This window comes from Cupriavidus sp. 8B (assembly GCF_054589115.1).
In genome coordinates this window covers 36,768-52,932 of sequence record NZ_BAAILO010000329.1, presented here as the reverse complement: position 1 = coordinate 52,932, position 16,165 = coordinate 36,768, and the positions used below count along the sequence as shown (strand labels likewise).

Annotated in this window: 15 protein-coding genes; 9 read left to right on the top strand and 6 right to left on the bottom strand. The window is 64.9% G+C overall.

The window, feature by feature from the left end:
- The first annotated feature begins 27 nt into the window (after window positions 1-27).
- Window positions 28-1,287 (top strand): Zn-dependent hydrolase, encoded by a 1,260-nt coding sequence (locus ACYP5B_RS33145; RefSeq protein ID WP_459572443.1) that lies wholly within the window; start codon window positions 28-30, stop codon window positions 1,285-1,287.
- A gap of 36 nt (window positions 1,288-1,323) precedes the next feature.
- On the top strand, window positions 1,324-2,823 hold the full coding sequence (locus ACYP5B_RS33140) for an aldehyde dehydrogenase (protein ID WP_459572442.1): 1,500 nt from the start codon (window positions 1,324-1,326) through the stop codon (window positions 2,821-2,823).
- 87 nt (window positions 2,824-2,910) lie between these two features.
- On the opposite strand, the gene ACYP5B_RS33135 is transcribed toward ACYP5B_RS33140, so the two are convergent.
- From ACYP5B_RS33135 to ACYP5B_RS33110, 6 genes are all read right to left on the bottom strand, one after another.
- Window positions 2,911-3,657 carry a response regulator transcription factor gene (locus tag ACYP5B_RS33135; RefSeq protein WP_459572441.1) on the bottom strand — a complete coding sequence of 249 codons (747 nt, stop codon included), beginning with the start codon at window positions 3,655-3,657 and terminating at the stop codon, window positions 2,911-2,913.
- A gap of 324 nt (window positions 3,658-3,981) precedes the next feature.
- The gene (gene alr, locus ACYP5B_RS33130) at window positions 3,982-5,130 is read right to left on the bottom strand and encodes an alanine racemase (protein WP_459572440.1); all 1,149 of its coding nucleotides are present in this window, start codon (window positions 5,128-5,130) and stop codon (window positions 3,982-3,984) included.
- A 111-nt stretch (window positions 5,131-5,241) separates the two neighbouring features.
- Window positions 5,242-6,582, bottom strand: coding sequence for an N-succinylarginine dihydrolase (gene astB, locus ACYP5B_RS33125; RefSeq protein WP_459572439.1), 1,341 nt, complete (start codon window positions 6,580-6,582; stop codon window positions 5,242-5,244).
- Between the two features lie 31 nt (window positions 6,583-6,613).
- Window positions 6,614-7,657, bottom strand: coding sequence for an arginine N-succinyltransferase (astA, locus tag ACYP5B_RS33120; RefSeq protein WP_400101660.1), 1,044 nt, complete (start codon window positions 7,655-7,657; stop codon window positions 6,614-6,616).
- A gap of 19 nt (window positions 7,658-7,676) precedes the next feature.
- Entirely contained in the window at window positions 7,677-8,699 is a 1,023-nt protein-coding gene (locus ACYP5B_RS33115) for an arginine N-succinyltransferase (protein WP_400101662.1), read from the bottom strand.
- A 172-nt stretch (window positions 8,700-8,871) separates the two neighbouring features.
- Window positions 8,872-9,831: a GlxA family transcriptional regulator gene (locus ACYP5B_RS33110; protein WP_459572438.1), complete on the bottom strand. Its 960-nt coding sequence runs from the start codon at window positions 9,829-9,831 to the stop codon at window positions 8,872-8,874.
- Between the two features lie 448 nt (window positions 9,832-10,279).
- Here ACYP5B_RS33110 and ACYP5B_RS33105 point away from each other — a divergent pair, with 448 nt between their 5' ends.
- The 7 genes from ACYP5B_RS33105 (at window position 10,280) to ACYP5B_RS33075 (ending at window position 16,077) form a co-directional block, all read left to right on the top strand.
- Window positions 10,280-11,068, top strand: coding sequence for an ABC transporter substrate-binding protein (locus ACYP5B_RS33105; RefSeq protein ID WP_400101665.1), 789 nt, complete (start codon window positions 10,280-10,282; stop codon window positions 11,066-11,068).
- Window positions 11,069-11,178: 110 nt separating this feature from the next.
- Complete coding sequence (locus tag ACYP5B_RS33100) at window positions 11,179-12,423, top strand: NAD(P)/FAD-dependent oxidoreductase (protein WP_459572437.1); 1,245 nt, start codon at window positions 11,179-11,181, stop codon at window positions 12,421-12,423.
- A gap of 59 nt (window positions 12,424-12,482) precedes the next feature.
- The gene (locus ACYP5B_RS33095; protein WP_459572436.1) at window positions 12,483-13,169 is read left to right on the top strand and encodes an ABC transporter permease; all 687 of its coding nucleotides are present in this window, start codon (window positions 12,483-12,485) and stop codon (window positions 13,167-13,169) included.
- Window positions 13,169-13,882 carry an ABC transporter permease gene (locus ACYP5B_RS33090; protein ID WP_440938316.1) on the top strand — a complete coding sequence of 238 codons (714 nt, stop codon included), beginning with the start codon at window positions 13,169-13,171 and terminating at the stop codon, window positions 13,880-13,882. Before ACYP5B_RS33095 ends, ACYP5B_RS33090 begins: the two co-directional genes overlap by 1 nt.
- A gap of 86 nt (window positions 13,883-13,968) precedes the next feature.
- Window positions 13,969-14,724 (top strand): ABC transporter ATP-binding protein, encoded by a 756-nt coding sequence (locus ACYP5B_RS33085; RefSeq protein ID WP_318237107.1) that lies wholly within the window; start codon window positions 13,969-13,971, stop codon window positions 14,722-14,724.
- A gap of 189 nt (window positions 14,725-14,913) precedes the next feature.
- Window positions 14,914-15,567 (top strand): helix-turn-helix transcriptional regulator, encoded by a 654-nt coding sequence (locus ACYP5B_RS33080; RefSeq protein WP_459572435.1) that lies wholly within the window; start codon window positions 14,914-14,916, stop codon window positions 15,565-15,567.
- A 48-nt stretch (window positions 15,568-15,615) separates the two neighbouring features.
- Window positions 15,616-16,077 (top strand): RidA family protein, encoded by a 462-nt coding sequence (locus tag ACYP5B_RS33075; RefSeq protein WP_459572434.1) that lies wholly within the window; start codon window positions 15,616-15,618, stop codon window positions 16,075-16,077.
- Window positions 16,078-16,165 lie beyond the last annotated feature (88 nt).

The following is a 16,165-nucleotide window of genomic DNA, read 5'->3' as shown; positions in this document are numbered from 1 at the left end:
GGCCATGACGGCGCAAGGAGAGAGAACATGAACATACTGGCAATCAATGGCGAGCGCCTGTGGCAGTCGCTGATGGACCTCGCCGCGATCGGCGCCACGCCCAAGGGCGGCAACGCGCGCCTGGCGCTGACGGCGCTGGACGGGCAGGGCCGCGACCTGGTGGCCGGATGGATGCGCGAGGCTGGACTGAGCGTGACGGTCGACCAGGTCGGCAATATCTTTGCCCGCCGGGCAGGGCGCAACAATGCGCTGGCCCCGGTCATGACCGGCAGCCATATCGACACGCAGCCCACCGGCGGCAAGTTCGATGGTTGCTACGGCGTGCTGGCGGGGCTGGAAGTCATGCGGACCCTGAACGACCACGGCATCACCACCGAGGCACCGCTCGAAGTGGCCATCTGGACCAATGAAGAGGGCTCGCGGTTTGTCCCGGTGATGATGGGCTCCGGCGTGTTTGCCGGCGTCTTTCCGCTGGAGACCGCGCTGTCGGCCACCGACGTGGCGGGCAAGCGGGTGGCGGACGAACTGGCGGCCATCGGCTATGCCGGCGACGCGGAAGTTGGCCGCAAGGTCGGCGCCTACTTCGAGGCCCATATCGAACAGGGGCCGGTGCTCGAGGCCGAGGACAACGTGATCGGCGTGGTGACCGGATCGCTGGGCCTGCGCTGGTACGACGTCACCGTGACCGGCATGGAGGCGCACGCCGGCCCCACGCCGATGCCGCTGCGCAAGGACGCGCTCTATGGCGCCACGTTCCTGATGCAGGAAGTGATCCGCATCGCCAACGACTTCGCGCCGCACGGGCGCGGCACGGTGGGCGTGGTCAATGTCCATCCGTCGTCGCGCAATGTCATCCCCGGGGCGGTGAAGTTCACGGTCGACCTGCGCCACCTCGATCCGGCGCGGCTGGCCGAGATGGACGCGCGCTTTCGCGCGGCCTGCGCCGCGGTTGCGGATGGCACCACCACCGGCGCGGCCCTGGATGTGGCCGTGGAAGACGTGCAGTACTTCGCGCCCACGCCGTTCGCGCCGGAACTGATCAGCCACGTGCGCCAGGAAGCGGCCGCGAGGGGCTACAGCCACCAGGACATCGTCACGGGCGCCGGCCACGACGCGGTCTATATCGCCGGCATCGCGCCCACCGCGATGATCTTCGTGCCCTGCAAGGACGGCATCAGCCACAACGAAATCGAAGACGCCGAGCCGGCGCACCTGGAAGCCGGTGCCAACGTGCTGCTAGGCGCCATGGTGGCGCAGGCCAACGCGAACACGAACACGAACACCTGAGCGTGCCGAAAACCCGATGAATGCCAGGAACCCACGATGAGCGATCTGAGAGATCTCGCCTATTGGCGCAAGCAGGCCGCGACGGTGCCGATCCGTTCGCAAGCCTATATCGACGGCCGCTGGGCTGACGCCGCTGACGGCGCCACCTTCGAGACCATCAACCCCGCCACCGGCACGGTGCTCGCCAGCGTCGCGGCCTGCGGCGCGGAGGACGTCAACCGCGCCGTGGCCGCCGCGCGCAAAGCGTTTCAGTCCGGCGTGTGGTCTGACATGCCGCGCAGCGCCAGGAAGGCCACGCTGCTCAAGCTGTCGCAGCTGATCGACACACACCGCGAAGAACTGGCGCTGCTTGAGACGCTCGACATGGGCAAGCCCATTGCCGAGACGCTGCAATACGACATCCCCGAAGCCGGCCGCACCTACGCCTGGTACGCCGAAGCCATCGACAAGATCTACGACGAGATCGCGCCGACCGGCCCCGACGTGCTGGCCACCATCACGCGCGAGCCGCTGGGCGTGGTGGCGGCGGTCGTGCCCTGGAACTATCCGCTGCTGATGGCCAGCTGGAAGGTGGCGCCCGCATTGGCTGCGGGCAACAGCGTGGTGCTCAAGCCCGCGGAGCAGTCCCCGCTCACCGCGCTGCGGCTGGCCGAACTCGCCGAGCAAGCCGGCATCCCGGCCGGGGTCTTCAACGTGGTGCCGGGCCTTGGCGCCGCCGCCGGCCAGGCGCTGGGCCGCCATCCCGACGTGGACTGCATTGCCTTTACCGGCTCCACCGCCACCGGCAAGCGCTTCATGGAGTATTCCGGGCAGTCCAACCTCAAGCGTGTCTGGCTCGAGTGCGGCGGCAAGTCCCCGCACATCGTCTTCGACGACTGCCCCGACCTGGACCGCGCCGCGCAAGCCGCCGCCATCGGCATCTTCAGCAACCAGGGCGAGATCTGCATTGCCGGCTCGCGCCTCTATGTGCAAAGCGGCATCTACGACGCGTTCATGGAGAAGCTGGAAGCGCACGCGGCGCGCATGCAACCGGGCGACCCGCTCGACCCCGCCACTGCCATGGGGGCGATTGTCGATGGCGCCCAGCTGCAGCGGGTGATGTCCTATGTGAAGAGCGGCGAGGACGAAGGCGCCCGCCTGCGCGCCGGCGGCAAGCGCGCGCACACGGACAGCGGTGGCTTCTACATGCAGCCCACCATCTTCGAATGCCCCACGCAGTCGCTCACCATCGTGCGAGAAGAGATCTTCGGCCCGGTGCTGGCGGTGACCCGCTTCGAGTCCGAGGAGGAGGCCATCCGCATGGCCAACGATTCGCCCTACGGACTGGGCTCGGGACTCTGGACCTCCAGCCTGTCCCGCGCTCACCGCGTTTCGCGCAAGTTGCAGGCGGGGCTGGTGTGGGTCAACTGCTATATGGACAGCGACGTGACGGTGCCGTTTGGCGGGGTCAAGCAGTCGGGCTCGGGCCGGGACAAGTCCTTGCATGCGCTGGACAAGTACACGGATTTGAAGGCGACGTGGATCAGCCTGGCTTAGCGGAGCGATTAGCCGATCGGACGCCGGGTTCACCCGGCCAGGGGACGAGGCCCGTGCTGCCGCTCGTCATTCCTGGTCCGGATCAACTCAGATCAACGCAGCCTGCCGGCTTGTGGGCGTGCCATGGCCGGCCAGAGCCAGCGGTGCCACGCCGCCAGCCGGCCATGCCAGGGTGATGCCCTGTTGCCGCGCCTTGTAGGCAGCCTCCTCCTTGCCGGTCACCTGGAGGTGCTTGTACATGGCGCGAGCATGCGTCTTGACCGTAGGCACGGAAATATTCAGCAGGCGGCCTACGGTCTTGATCGCATGGCCTCGGGAAAGCAGCACCAACACGTCATACTGGCGTTGCGTCAGTCCCAGCTGCATGGCCTCTGGCGCAAACCGCTTGCTCCCGGCGGCGGGTTGCGATGCCTGCGCAGCCGCGGCCAGGGCGGGGAACAGGGGTAGCTGGCTGGCACCGGCACGCTCCGATTGGCCGCTGGCGATCAGGTGGATGGCCGTCCTGAGTACATCGAGTGGCGCCGATTTCGGGAGGCAGCCACGGAATCCCGTCGTGATTTCAGTCTGGGGCAACGGCAGGGGAACGACCTCGGAAAGCACGAGCAGGCGCGGTGCGGTCCATACCCTGCGCGCCATGCCGAGCCATTCCCAGCCCGTGTCCGCATTGCCGGGCATGCCGAAGACCATCAGATCGACGTCACCGCCGGCATCCCGGTGCGCGGGGATTTCCCCGGGGTCGATGGCAAGGACATGAGAGATACCTGCAATACCCTCCAACAGCTTGAGCAGTGCGATCCGGAGTAATGGATAGCTTTCGACGAGCACCACGTTCATGCCGCAACTCCCCGTACAAATGCAATGGCAAATGCAATGGAGACAGGCTGAACCCGGGAGGATGGTGCGGCGCTGCCAGCGCCGACCAGCGCTCGCGGCAGGTTTTGCAATCCCCGGATTTTCGACCCTATCCTGGCAGACTCGCCAGGACGGCTCTGTGCGTCGTAGAGCCTGCCCGAATATGTAATGTATTTTTACTCGGAGGATATTAGGTTCGGACTATGTTTGAAATCAAGCGAGCATGTTGCATGGATGAAACAGCAATATGGTCGCTATGCAAGTCAAATGCGGTCTTCCGGATCCCTTCATGCGGAAATCACGGTGTCAAGCACCTCGCGCCTCACCATCCCGCGTTGCAATCTTGGCGACGGAGTTTCCCCAGCCGACGCACAGGTCGGGGTAGATGGTGCCGGAGATCGTCTCGATGTCCGCGACGTCGATCCGGTCATCGCCTTGCTGGCCGCAGAGGACCACCTCGTCGCCCGGAAAAACGGCCTCGCACGCGGTCACGTCCACCATCAAGGTATTCATCGTCACGCGCCCGACGACGGGAAAGCGCTTTCCCCGGATCAGGGCAAATCCCTTGTTCGAGAAGTCCCGCCGGTAGCCATCCGCATAGCCGATCGGGATGTTGGCAAGCCGCGAGTCGCGCGCCAGCGTCAGGGTACGGTCGTAGGCCACGGTATTGCCGGCGGGATAGGCATTCACGGATGCCACCCGGGATTTCAGGCTGGCAATGGCCTTGAAGGCGGGGTAGGCGGGCAGGCAGCCGTAAAGGATCGCGCCCGTTCTCACCATGTCGAGGTGGCTGCCGGGCACTTCCAGGGTGGCGAATGAATTTGCGCAATGCAGCTGCACACGGCTGCGATCCAGTCCAGCGTGCTCGACGATCCAGCCGGCTTCCTCGCGGAAGCTGGATAGCCCGCGCGCTACGTCCTCGGTGTCCGGCACAGGGAAATGCGTCATGATCCCGACGATCTCCAGGTTCGGGAGCGCCGCGGCGGCCAGGGCCTTGGCGCGCTCTTCGACCGCCTTGAGATCGAAGCCATTGCGGCTCATGCCGCCGGAGTTCAGCTCAAGATGGACGCGGACCGAACGCGCACGGCGCCCGGCGATCTCGTTCATCTGGCTCGCATAATCGAGATTGCCGGCAATCTCCTCCAGCTGGTACTGCAGGCCATCTTCGATCTCCGCCGGCGTGGCTGCGCGCACGCGCAGCAGCCGGCCACGAAAGCCCGCCGTGCGGACAATCCCTGCCTCGTCGTTGCTGGCAATCCCGATCGCTGAAACGCCTAGCGCAATCGCGGAGGCCACCAGCAGCGCGATGCCATGCCCGCAGGCATCGGCCTTCATGACCGCGCACATCTCGGTCCGCGGCCCGATCAGGGCCTGGATGCCACGGACATTGGCTTCAAATTTCCCGAGATCGATCTCGAACCACGCGTTGCTTTCGTTGTTTTCCTTGCTTTTCATATGAGCTCTGATTTCCTGATGTAGCGATTTGCGCGACGTGGCACGCGCCCGGGCAGCGCGCCACGCGAGGCGATGAGGGTTTTGCGATGATCGGAGTGGCGGCAGCCGCCCTCAGTCCACCGAATAGAATCCCGGCAGGGCCAAGATGCCTTCGAGCTCGTGCAGTGCCCCCCGGATCTCGTCAAGCAGTTGGGGGTCGCGCAGGTCCTCCGGGAGCAGGCGATCGCGATAGTGGCGGGTGACCCAGTCAGCCAGCGTGCCGTACAGCGCTTCGTCGAGGAAGACCCGGCTGGTGATGGCGGCGGCCTGCGGCGCATCGAGTACGACCCGCAGGCGCAGGCACGCCGGCCCCCCGCCGTTGCGCATGCTCTCGCGCAGGTCGAAGGACAGGACTTCCGCGATGGGGCCGCCCGACGCCGTAAGTGTTTCCAGGTAGCGCCGGCAGGCGGCGTGGTCCTGGCACTCGGCGGGCACCACCATCAGCTTGCGGCCGTCCGGGCCGCACAGCAGCTGGCTGTTGAACAGGTAGGTCGCAACGGCGTCCTGCAGCGACAGCTGGTCATCGGCCACACGGATGCAGTTCAGGCTGAAGCCGGCCGCGTCGCACGCTCCGGACAGCGTGCGAATGACCTTGGCTTCATCGTCGAAGGCCGCCTGGTGATACAGGAGCGTATCCAGATGCCCGACGGCGATGACGTCGTTGTGAAAGACCCCGGCATCGATTGCCGCCAGCGATTGCCTTGCGTAGACCGTCCGCGCCGGGTCAAGCTGGTGCAGGCGGGCCACGGCGCGGCTGGCTTCGGCGTACTGGCGGGGCGCGAACCGTCGCGCTGCGCTTTGCTTCGAGGCAAAGGCTTCGTCGCCGTAGACGAAGAAGTGGACGCCGGCCTCGCCGTGGCGCCGGGCGAAGCGCGTATGGTTGGCCGCGCCCTCGTCGCCGAGGGCGGCCACGCCGGGTATGGCGTCGTGAACGACGAAATGCGTCGCGTCGCTGAATATTTGCCTTAGCAGCCTTGCCGTGTCGGGGTGTTCCACCGAGCGATGCAGCTTGGCGCTGAGATTGGCGGGGGTAAAGTGCACCTTTGCGTCGGCGCAATCCGTCGCGGGGCTGACTGTCGCGGCGTTGGCCGTCCACATCGAGGAGGCCGAGTAGGCCGCCGACAGCAACTGGGGCTCCAGTTTTCCCGCCTTGGCAATCACGGCCGCGTCGCTGCCGTGAAAGCCCAGCGCGCGCAGCAGCCGCAAGTTCGGCCTTGCAAGGGGAGGCAGCACGCCCTGCGGAATGCCCCGCCGATGCAGGGCCAGCATTTTTTCCAGGCCTTGCAGCGCCGCCTTGCGCGGATTCGCGGCGCTGCCGCGATTGCGCATGGACGCAACGTTTCCGGTGGCCAGGCCAGCGTGGTGGTGGCTAGGCCCGACCAGGCCGTCGAAATTGATCTCTTGCGCGCTCATGCTGCCTCCCGCCTCTGAGCGATGACGATCGCTATCCATTCAGTCTTTCTCCCGGCTTGAGGGTGACCACGCGCACGGGGTCGCCTGCGTTGATGGCGAGCGCAGCGCGCTCTTCGCTGGTCAGCGCCAGGCTGCCAAAGGCCGGCGCCGCATGGCTGACGATGGCCCGGAAGTCGCCGCGCCGGGTATTGCCGACCAGCACCGGGCGCGTCCCGGCGGTGGGTTCGGTGCCGGATGCGGGGCGGGCGATGGCCAGCATGCTGTCCTTGGTGATGCGCAGATGCTTGATATGCCCCTGCACAACCGGGCCGGCGTCGAAGATATCCACCAAGCCCTCGTAGTCCAGGCCTTCCTGCTCCAGCATGCGCCGCGCCGGCTCGGTCGCCGCATGCGCCCGGCCAATGACCTCGCGTGCCTCTTCGGTCAGGAAATCCGTGTAGATGGGAAAGCGCGGCATCAGCTCCGCGATAAAGGATTTGGCGCCGCCCCCGCTCTTGTCGTCGGCGGCGGAGAAGTCCATCTTGAAGAAATGCTTGCCGAGGCTTTCCCAGAATGGCGAAGTGCCGTCAGGGCGGAGGAATCCCCTCAGTTCGGCGCAGATGACTTCAGGCAGCAGGTCGATAAAACTGGCGGCAAACAGCAGCCGGCCCTTGGAGAGCAGTTTGCCGTTGGTGCCGCTGCGGTAGGCGGGGTCCAGGAACAGGGTGCAAAGCTCGGCGCAGCCGGTGAGATCGTTCGACAGGAAGAGGGTTTTCTTGTTGGAGTAGACGCCAACCTCGCGGCTGGAGTGCACCAGCTGGCCCAGGCGAAAACTGTAGAACGCGTCCTCCAGGCCCACCGCGGCCTTCAGCGCGCTGACGCCACAGACCTGGCCGGTAGCCGTGTCCTCGAGCACGAAGACATAGTCGCATTGCGCCGGCGGCAGGTCCCCGTTGAAGGAGGCTTCGGCGACGGCGATCCGCTTTTCGAGCCCGGCGGGATCCGCCTTGAGAGTTGTCATGCCGGGGCCCACCTTCTCCGCCAGGGATAGCAAGGCGGGCAGGTGGCTGGCATGGATGGAGCGCAGGACGATCATGAGGGTTCCTGTTGGCGCGTCAGGCGGCCGAGACGATGACCGCGTCGCCGGGAGCGACGCGCAGCGATGCCAGCGCTTCGGCGCAAAGCGTGATCCTGCCCCGGTCCAGCTCGATCGCGCCGTTGGCCATCGTGCAGCGGAATTTGGCCAGCGGGCCGGTCGATGCGACCAGGCAGGCTTCGGCAGGCTGGTCCACGGTGCCGAGTTCGGCGGTCAGCTTGCGGGCGGTGGCGAGCGTTTGCAGGCGGGAGGCATGCGCCTCGAGCACCGGGCCGCCGTCGAATATGTCGACATAGCGCTCCGCTTCGAAGCCTTCCGCGCTCAGGATATCGAAAGGGGCGGCAGCGGCCGGGTGAAGCTGGCCGATGACCTCGCGGGCGTCGTCAGGCAGCAAGGAAACGTACACGGGATAGTGCGGCATCAGTTCCACAAAGAGCGTGCCATTGCGCGCGCCATGGACCACGCGCTCCGCGGACAAGTAGTCCATGTTGAAGAACTTGCGCCCGATCGCATCCCAGAAGGGCGATGAATCGTCCGCGCGCGTCTGCCCTGCGAGGCAGACGAAGAAATCGTCGGCGAAGCGCCGCCTGTCGGCCGCGGCCAGCATCAGGCGGGAGCGCGACAACAGCGGTCCCGCCCAGGCATTTTCCTCAGCGGCATCCACCAGGAACCCCGACAACTGCGAGTGCGCGGTGAGATCGGAGCTCAGCGTCAGCACATGGACATTGTTGGTGATGCCCAGGTCGCGGGAGACATGGTGGATGACGTCGTTCCTGTAGGCAAAATACGCACCCGCCGCGCCGGCAGTGGCCGAGATGGATGCCGCGCCGGCAAGCGTGCCGTCCGGGCGCTCCAGCACCATCTGGTACCGCTCGTCGCCGGGCATGTCGACGGATCGCGCCAGCGCGTCGGCACTGCGTGCGATCGCGTCTTCGATTCGCTCGCGTGTGCGGGGCAGGGTGTGCACGTTAGGGGTCGCGCGTTGTGCAAGTTCGAACAGCGCGGGCGCATCCTGGTCAACGGCGGGGCGGGCGATCCACATGGTGCTCCTGCTTAAGTGGCGAATGGTCGGTTGCATTGCGCATGCCGGGTTGGTCTGGGCGGTCCGGCAGCGCTCTGAACTCTACGTGTTGCAAGCCGCGGCAGAAACCACGAATGCGACGCCGCATTTCAGATCTGCGCCGTCGCGGCTGCGATCGGCCTCGATGCATCGCTCACGGCGCCGCCCGGAGCATCCGCTGCCGCTCCTCGCGCGGGGTCAGCCCAAAGACCGTCCGGTAGGAAGTGGAAAAATGCGATCCCGACGAAAAGCCGCACATCAGCCCGATCTGCAGCAGCGAGTGCCGCGATTCCCTGAGCAGGCGGCGAGCCTTTTCCAGCCGGATCTCCAGGTAATAGCGTGACGGGACAGCGTTGAGGTGCTGCTTGAACAGCCGCTCCAGCTGGCGCCGCGATACGCCAACCAGGCTCGCGATCTCCTCGGCCTGCAGCGGTTCCTCGATGTTGGCTTCCATCAGGGCGACCGCCTCGGAGAGCTTGGGCGCCAACCCGCTGAACTGAGTTTGCAGCGCGACACGCTGGCGCTCTTCCGGGGCGCGGATGCGCTCAATGCACAGGAGGTCCTGGATGGTGCTGGCCATCTGCGTGCCAAGTACGTCGCGCACAAAGCCCAGTGCCAGATCGACGGCGGCCGTGCCGCCGCAGCACGTTGTCCACTTTCCCGTGTGCTCGATGATGGCTGGCGACAGGATGGCCTTGTCGGCCGGCGTGTCCAGGATCATGGCGTCATGCCAGTGCAGCGCAACGCGCATGCCGGCCGACCATCGGGTGCCCAGGAGCCACAGCACGGCGTTGCCGATCACGATGACGTAGGTGGCTCTGTCGATGAGTTCGTCCAGAGGGCCGGCTGCCGCGGCGGCGACCGGCGGCGGCTGCTCCCACAGGACAAGCACGTCGCACGGCGGACAGGCATGGGCTTGCGCTGCGAGCGCAGCCGTGACGCGCATGCCTGGATTGCCCCCCAACGTCTGGCCAAGCTGCAGGATCTTGTGCAGCAGCGCGATCTCGGGGGGCATGGCTGCACCCCAGCCGTAGAGCAGGACCTCTGTCCGGGGCGCGCCAAGCAGTTTGCGCCAGGGGGTCCCGCTGACTGCGGTTTCAATCCTCGCGCTCATCGTCCGTTCTTCCTTTGGCTTTTTGTGCGGGTGCGGCCGCGACCGATGTCTGCCGGCCAGGGATGCAACTGCAATCCATCCTAATCAAAGTCCCGTTTGCCGGTAAGGGCCATTTGCAGGTTCCGGCGTAAGGCCACGCCATCGCCGGATCTGCCCACGCCACACATGACCGCTTTTTGGGGATGCCTGCGTGAACCGGGGGCGAATGCTAGCGTATACCCGATTGTCCATAATGGAATTTGTGTCTATATTTCAGTCCGCGCCAGGGCAGTGCATTGCCTGCCTTTCGCAAGTCGCCAGTCCGGCGCGAGCGCTGCCGGGCCGGGCAATACCGGGTTCAGCCGATCCTTGAAGTGAGTCGCGCCGAACTTTGACCAATAGCTTTGATCGTCGCTGACATGCCGTGAGGATGGAGCGAGGCTCGCAAGAAATCGGAGATGCAAACGCTATGAAGTGGAATACAAAGCTCTTCCTTGGACTGGTTGCATCGGGTGCGATGCTGTCGCTGGCCAATGCCCAGCAGCCCCAGGTCCTGCGCATGGGCCTGAACCCGACCTATCCACCGTTCGAGAGCAAGTCGCCATCGGGAGAGCTGCAAGGTTTCGACATCGATGTCGGCAATGCCATCTGCAAAAAGCTGAACGTCAAATGCGTCTGGGTGGAGAACGACTTCGACGGCCTGATCCCCGCGCTGCAGGCACGCAAGTTCGACGTAGTCAACTCCGCCATGAACATCACTGAGAAGCGCAAGCAGATCATCGATTTCACGCCCCCGCTCTACGTGGTGCCGATCCAGATGGTGGCCAAGCGTTCGGCAAAACTCCAGCCGACCGTGGAAAGCCTGAAGGGCAAGTCGGTTGGCGTGATGCGGGGCACCACGCAGGAGGCCTACCTGCAAAAGTACTGGGCCAAGGGCGGGGTTGAGATCGTCTCGTACCAGGACCAGGCGCAGGTGTTTGCCGACCTGATCGCCGGGCGTATCGACGGCGCGGTACAGGAGTCCCAGACCGCGCTGGACGGCTTGCTTGGCAAGCCGGAGGGGCGTGACTTCGATTTCGCCGGCCAGGCACTGGTCGACCCCGCCACGCTCGGCGTGGGCACTGGCCTTGGCTTTCGCAAGGGCGACGATGCGCTGCGCGAAAAGCTGCTTGGCGCCGTCGCGGCCCTGAAGAAGGACGGCACCTTGTCGGCGCTGTCGAACAAGTACTTCAAGCGCGACATCATCGTCAAGGAGTAAGCCTTGCAGGCCCGGCGGCGAGCCGGGTATCGCAGCCGAACGGGACGGGGACGCGGCGGGGTTCAGGCAGGATTCAGGCGTTGGAAGGCGTTGATTTGCGGAGTGTTGGCGTGGATGCAGATGTGGTGGTGATCGGGGCCGGCATTGTCGGCGTCAGTGTGGCGGTTCACCTGGCGCTGCGTGGCCGCCGGGTGATCCTGGTGGACCGGCGCTCGCCTGGCGAGGAAACCAGCTTTGGCAATGCAGGCCTGATCGAGCGGGCGTCGGTGGTGCCCTATGGCTTTCCACGGGACCTGGCGACGCTGGTCCGCTACGCGGGCAACAGGCAGACCGCCTTGCGCTATGACGTGCGCGCGTTGCCGTCATTCTTGCCATGGCTGGCGCGTTATTGGCATCACTCGGCGCCGCAGCGGCTGGCGCGCGCGAGCCAGGACATGCTGCCCCTGATCGCGCATAGCGTGTCCGAGCACGACAAGCTGATTGCGCTTGCCGGCCTGCAGCCGCTGGTCAGGTCCGGCGGATGGATCGAGGCGTTTCGCACCGCCGCTGCATTCGAGAAACGCCTTGCTATCTGCCGGCCGGTTGCGCTGCATCACGGGCTCGAGATGCAGCCGCTGGACCAGGCGGGGCTGGAAAAGTCGGAACCCGGTCTCGGGCCCGGCTTTTGCGGCGCGATTCACTGGATCGACCCGAAGAGCGTCACGGACCCGGGCTTGCTGACCAAGGGCTATGCAGGCCTGCTCGCGCGCCTGGGTGGGCAGATCGTCGGGGCGGAGGTCTCGCAGATCACGCCAGGCGGGGAGATGTGGCGCGTGCATGCCGATGGCGCGCAGATCGCGGCCCGCGAAGTGGTCATCGCGCAAGGGCCCTGGTCCGGCGAGCTCATCGCGCCGCTGGGCTATCGCATCCCGCTCATGGGCAAGCGGGGATACCACATGCACTACCAGTCCGAATCCGAGGTGGCCCAGCGCTTCCCGGTGGTCGACAGCGAGGTCGGCTATGTGGTCGCGCCGATGCGCAGAGGGCTGCGGCTCACAACCGGCGTAGAGCTGTCGTCTGCGGCCAGGGCACCGACGCCGATCCAGCTGGAGAGGGCGGAGCGCAAGGCGAAAGGCATCTTCAGGCTCGGCAGGCGGCTCGACGATCAGCCGTGGATGGGGCGCCGGCCCTGTACGCCGGACATGCGGCCGCTGATCGGCCCGGCGGGGCGGCACAAGGGGCTTTGGTTCGCGTTCGGGCACAACCACCACGGATTGACGCTGGGTCCCGTCACCGGACGCCTGCTGGCGGAAATGATGACGCAAGGCAAGCCTTTCACGGACCCGACGCCCTACAGCCCCGGGCGCTTCGGCTAATGCGTCGATGCGTGCGAACGAAAGCATGAGTCAGAAACACAGGACGAAAGGAGTTACCAATGCTGCATGGATACGGCTGGGTGATAGCGCTAGGGACGTGGCAGACCGTCAAGCTGGCGCTGCTCTCCCTCTTGCTGGCCATTGTCTTAGGCTTGCTCGGCGCGAGCGCCAAGGTGTCGAAGGTCGGCACGCTTAACAAGGTCGCGTCGGTCTATACGACGCTCATCCGCGGCGTGCCGGACCTGGTGCTGATGCTGCTGCTGTTCTACAGCATCCAGATGTGGCTGAACCGGGTCACGGACTATATGCAGGTCGAGCAGGTTGATATCGATCCCTTTGTGGCGGGCGTGATGACGATCGGCTTCATCTACGGCGCTTACTTCACCGAGACCTTCCGCGGGGCGTTCATGTCGGTGCCGGCCGGGCAGATCGAGGCGGGCGTGTCTACCGGCATGTCCGGCCTGCAGGTATTCCGCCGCATCCTGTTTCCGCAGATGATGCGGTTCGCGCTGCCCGGCATCGCGAACAACTGGCAGGTGCTGGTCAAGGCCACGGCACTGGTCTCGCTGATCGGGTTGACGGATCTGGTGAAGGTCGCGCTGGATGCCGGCAAGAGTACGTTCAGCATGTTCCATTTCATCCTGGTTGCGGCACTCATTTACCTGGCGCTGACATCCATTTCCAACCTGGTGCTGGTGTGGCTGGGCAAGCGCTACTCGCTCGGCGTAAGGGAGGCAAAGATCTGATGGACCTGCTACTTGAATACTGGAGGGCTTACCTCTATTCGGACGGCACCAAGATGACCGGCCTGGCCATGACGCTCTGGCTGCTGGTGCTGTCGCTTGGCATCGGCTTCGTGGCGGCCGTGCCGCTGGCGGTGGCCCGCACCTCGTCATGCCGTGCCTTGTCGATGCCGGTGCGCTTCTATACCTATCTCTTTCGCGGTACGCCGCTGTATGTGCAGCTGCTGTTGATCTACTCCGGGGTGTATGGCCTTGGCGTGGTGAGGGACGTGGATATGCTCAACCACTTCTTTCGCAACGGGTTCAATTGCACGGTACTGGCGTTTGGCCTGAACACTTGCGCCTACACCACGGAGATCTTTGCCGGTGCGATTGCCAGCACGGCCTATGGCGAAGTGGAAGCGGCGAAAGCCTATGGCATGTCGCGCCTGACGCTCTACCTGCGCGTCATCCTGCCGTCGGCGCTGCGCCGCTCGCTGCCCAACTACGGCAACGAAGTCATCCTGATGCTGCATGCCACGACCGTTGCCTTTGTCGCCACCGTCCCCGACCTGCTCAAGGTGGCGCGCGACGCCAACGCAGCGTCGTACCGATCGTTCGAGTCCTTTGGCATTGCCGCGTTGCTGTACCTGGTGGTGTCCCTTGCCATCGTTCACTTGTTCCGCAAGGCGGAGCACAAATGGCTGGCCTTCCTGCGGCCGGTGGAGAAAAAATGATGCCTTCAATAGCCATGCAGTCAGACTTACAAGCGTTGCCTCGCCACGCTACGCCCGCGCAGGCATCGCAAGCGCGCGCCGCGCTGATGGCGAGCGACATACACAAGAGCTACGGTAGCCACCAGGTGCTCGACGGCGTGTCGCTGCGGGCCGTTCCCGGCGATGTGATTTCCATCATCGGGTCCAGCGGTTCCGGCAAGAGCACGTTTCTGCGTTGCATGAATTTCCTCGAGCAACCGGATGCCGGGCAGATCGTCGTGAACGGCGAGCAGGTGAAGATGCACACCGGCAAGGACGGCAAGCTGCGCGTCTCGGACGCCAGGCAGCTACGCCTGATACGGACCAGGCTGGCCATGGTCTTCCAGCACTTCAACCTGTGGTCCCACATGACCGTGCTGCAGAACGTCACGGAAGCCCCGCAGCACGTGCTTGGGGTGAAAAAGAAAGAGGCGCAGGAATGGGCCGCGCATTGCCTGGACAAGGTCGGGTTGACCCAGCAAGCCATGGGCGCCTACCCGGCGCATCTCTCGGGCGGGCAGCAGCAACGCGTCGCGATTGCCAGGGCCCTTGCCATGCGGCCCGATGTGCTGCTGTTCGATGAACCGACCTCGGCGCTCGACCCCGAACTGGTGGGCGAGGTGCTCAAGGTAATGCAGCAACTGGCCTCCGAGGGGCGGACCATGGTGGTGGTCACCCACGAGATGGGCTTTGCGCGCTCGGTTTCCACGCAGGTGGTGTTCCTGCACAAGGGCAAGGTCGAAGAAACGGGAGTCGGCGAGCAGTTGTTTGCGAGCCCGCAGTCGCCGCGCCTGCAGCAATTTCTCTCGAACAACCTGAAGTAGGCCGGGGCACCTGGCGGGCGCCCCTTTGGGGGAGGAGACAACGATCGCACCCGGCGTTTCGTTCGGCATCGGGCGGGGCATAAGGTATCGTTCTAGGTTTGGCCACGCATGGAGCAAGATGCGCAGGCGAGAGGGCTTCGTACAGAGGCCTGCCTCGCGGCCAGGCCAGCGGACCAACGGGGAGCGACGATGAAGAAGAACAGGGAGACGACCAGGAGTGCCATGCTGCTCAAACGCTATGCGGCCATTGCGGACAGCATATCCACGCTGTTTTTTCCGTACGCCGAAGTGGTCATACATGACACGGCGGACCGGAAGGTCATTCATATCTCGAACAACCTCTCCCGGCGCGAGGTGGGTGACGACTCGTCAATCGATGAGCTGGACATCAACGCCAAGAAGAAGATCTACGGGCCCTATGAGAAGCTGAACTGGGACGGCCGGCGCATGCGGTCCATCAGCGTCACGATCGACGGGGAAGACGGCAAGCCGGCTGGCGTGATGTGCGTGAACTTCAATATCGCCGTGTTTGAAGATATCGGGGCTGCCCTGGAACTCTTCGTCAAGGGGGTCGGTGTGGCCTCCCGCCCGGTCGACCTGTTCAAGGACGACTGGCAGGAGCGGATCAATATTTTCCTGCACGAATGGCTGCAGAAGCGCCAACTGGCGTTGAACACGCTCACCCGCGATCACAAGCGTGAGCTGGTGGAGGCGCTATACGCGGAGGGCGCGTTCAACGGCAAGAGCGCGGCTAACTATGTTGCAACTATTCTTGGCATGGGGCGGGCAACTGTTTACAAGCATCTCAAGGGAATGCGCGACGACGCCGAACCGGCGGAATAGCCGCTCGGATACCCCCCATGCATCATCAAGCAGTTAACGGAGAGACCTATGAGTGATTCTGTGTATGACAAGCTGGCCCAGCTGGGGATAACGCTGGATCCGGTGTCAGCGCCGGGGGCGCTGTTCGAGATGGCTGTCCAGACGGGCAAGACCTTGTTCGTCTCCGGCCACATTGCGCGCAAGAATGGTGCGCCCTGGGTCGGCAAGCTCGGGCAGGGCGTGGGTACCGAGGAGGGCGGCTCAGCGGCAAGAGCGGTGGCCATCGATCTGCTTGGCACGCTGCATGCAACGCTCGGTGATCTCAACCGGGTCACGCGAGTCGTCAAGGTGATGAGCCTGGTGAACTCCGCGCCGGACTATACCGAGCAGCATATCGTCACGAATGGCGCCTCGGCGCTGTTGCTGGAGGTCTTCGGCGAAAAAGGGCGCCATGCGCGCAGCGCCTTTGGCGTGGCGCAGTTGCCGATGGGAGCGTGTGTAGAGATCGAGATGGTGGTGGAAGTCGCCTAGCCCTTGCCAAGGGTGGCCCGCGGGCTGGTGCAACCGACCGGAAGCCGGCCGTTCAGGCCTTTGCGTCCTGCGCGCCGGGCGCAAGGCA

What these genes read in the sequence shown, in the direction of transcription:
- ACYP5B_RS33145 (WP_459572443.1), top strand. Translation starts at nt 28, where the DNA reads ATGAACATACTGGCAATCAATGGCGAGCGCCTGTGGCAGTCGCTGATG.
- ACYP5B_RS33140 (WP_459572442.1), top strand. Translation starts at nt 1,324, where the DNA reads ATGAGCGATCTGAGAGATCTCGCCTATTGGCGCAAGCAGGCCGCGACG.
- ACYP5B_RS33135 (WP_459572441.1), bottom strand. Translation starts at nt 3,657, where the DNA reads ATGAACGTGGTGCTCGTCGAAAGCTATCCATTACTCCGGATCGCACTG.
- alr (WP_459572440.1), bottom strand. Translation starts at nt 5,130, where the DNA reads ATGAAAAGCAAGGAAAACAACGAAAGCAACGCGTGGTTCGAGATCGAT.
- astB (WP_459572439.1), bottom strand. Translation starts at nt 6,582, where the DNA reads ATGAGCGCGCAAGAGATCAATTTCGACGGCCTGGTCGGGCCTAGCCAC.
- astA (WP_400101660.1), bottom strand. Translation starts at nt 7,657, where the DNA reads ATGATCGTCCTGCGCTCCATCCATGCCAGCCACCTGCCCGCCTTGCTA.
- ACYP5B_RS33115 (WP_400101662.1), bottom strand. Translation starts at nt 8,699, where the DNA reads ATGTGGATCGCCCGCCCCGCCGTTGACCAGGATGCGCCCGCGCTGTTC.
- ACYP5B_RS33110 (WP_459572438.1), bottom strand. Translation starts at nt 9,831, where the DNA reads ATGAGCGCGAGGATTGAAACCGCAGTCAGCGGGACCCCCTGGCGCAAA.
- ACYP5B_RS33105 (WP_400101665.1), top strand. Translation starts at nt 10,280, where the DNA reads ATGAAGTGGAATACAAAGCTCTTCCTTGGACTGGTTGCATCGGGTGCG.
- ACYP5B_RS33095 (WP_459572436.1), top strand. Translation starts at nt 12,483, where the DNA reads ATGCTGCATGGATACGGCTGGGTGATAGCGCTAGGGACGTGGCAGACC.
- ACYP5B_RS33090 (WP_440938316.1), top strand. Translation starts at nt 13,169, where the DNA reads ATGGACCTGCTACTTGAATACTGGAGGGCTTACCTCTATTCGGACGGC.
- ACYP5B_RS33085 (WP_318237107.1), top strand. Translation starts at nt 13,969, where the DNA reads ATGGCGAGCGACATACACAAGAGCTACGGTAGCCACCAGGTGCTCGAC.
- ACYP5B_RS33080 (WP_459572435.1), top strand. Translation starts at nt 14,914, where the DNA reads ATGAAGAAGAACAGGGAGACGACCAGGAGTGCCATGCTGCTCAAACGC.
- ACYP5B_RS33075 (WP_459572434.1), top strand. Translation starts at nt 15,616, where the DNA reads ATGAGTGATTCTGTGTATGACAAGCTGGCCCAGCTGGGGATAACGCTG.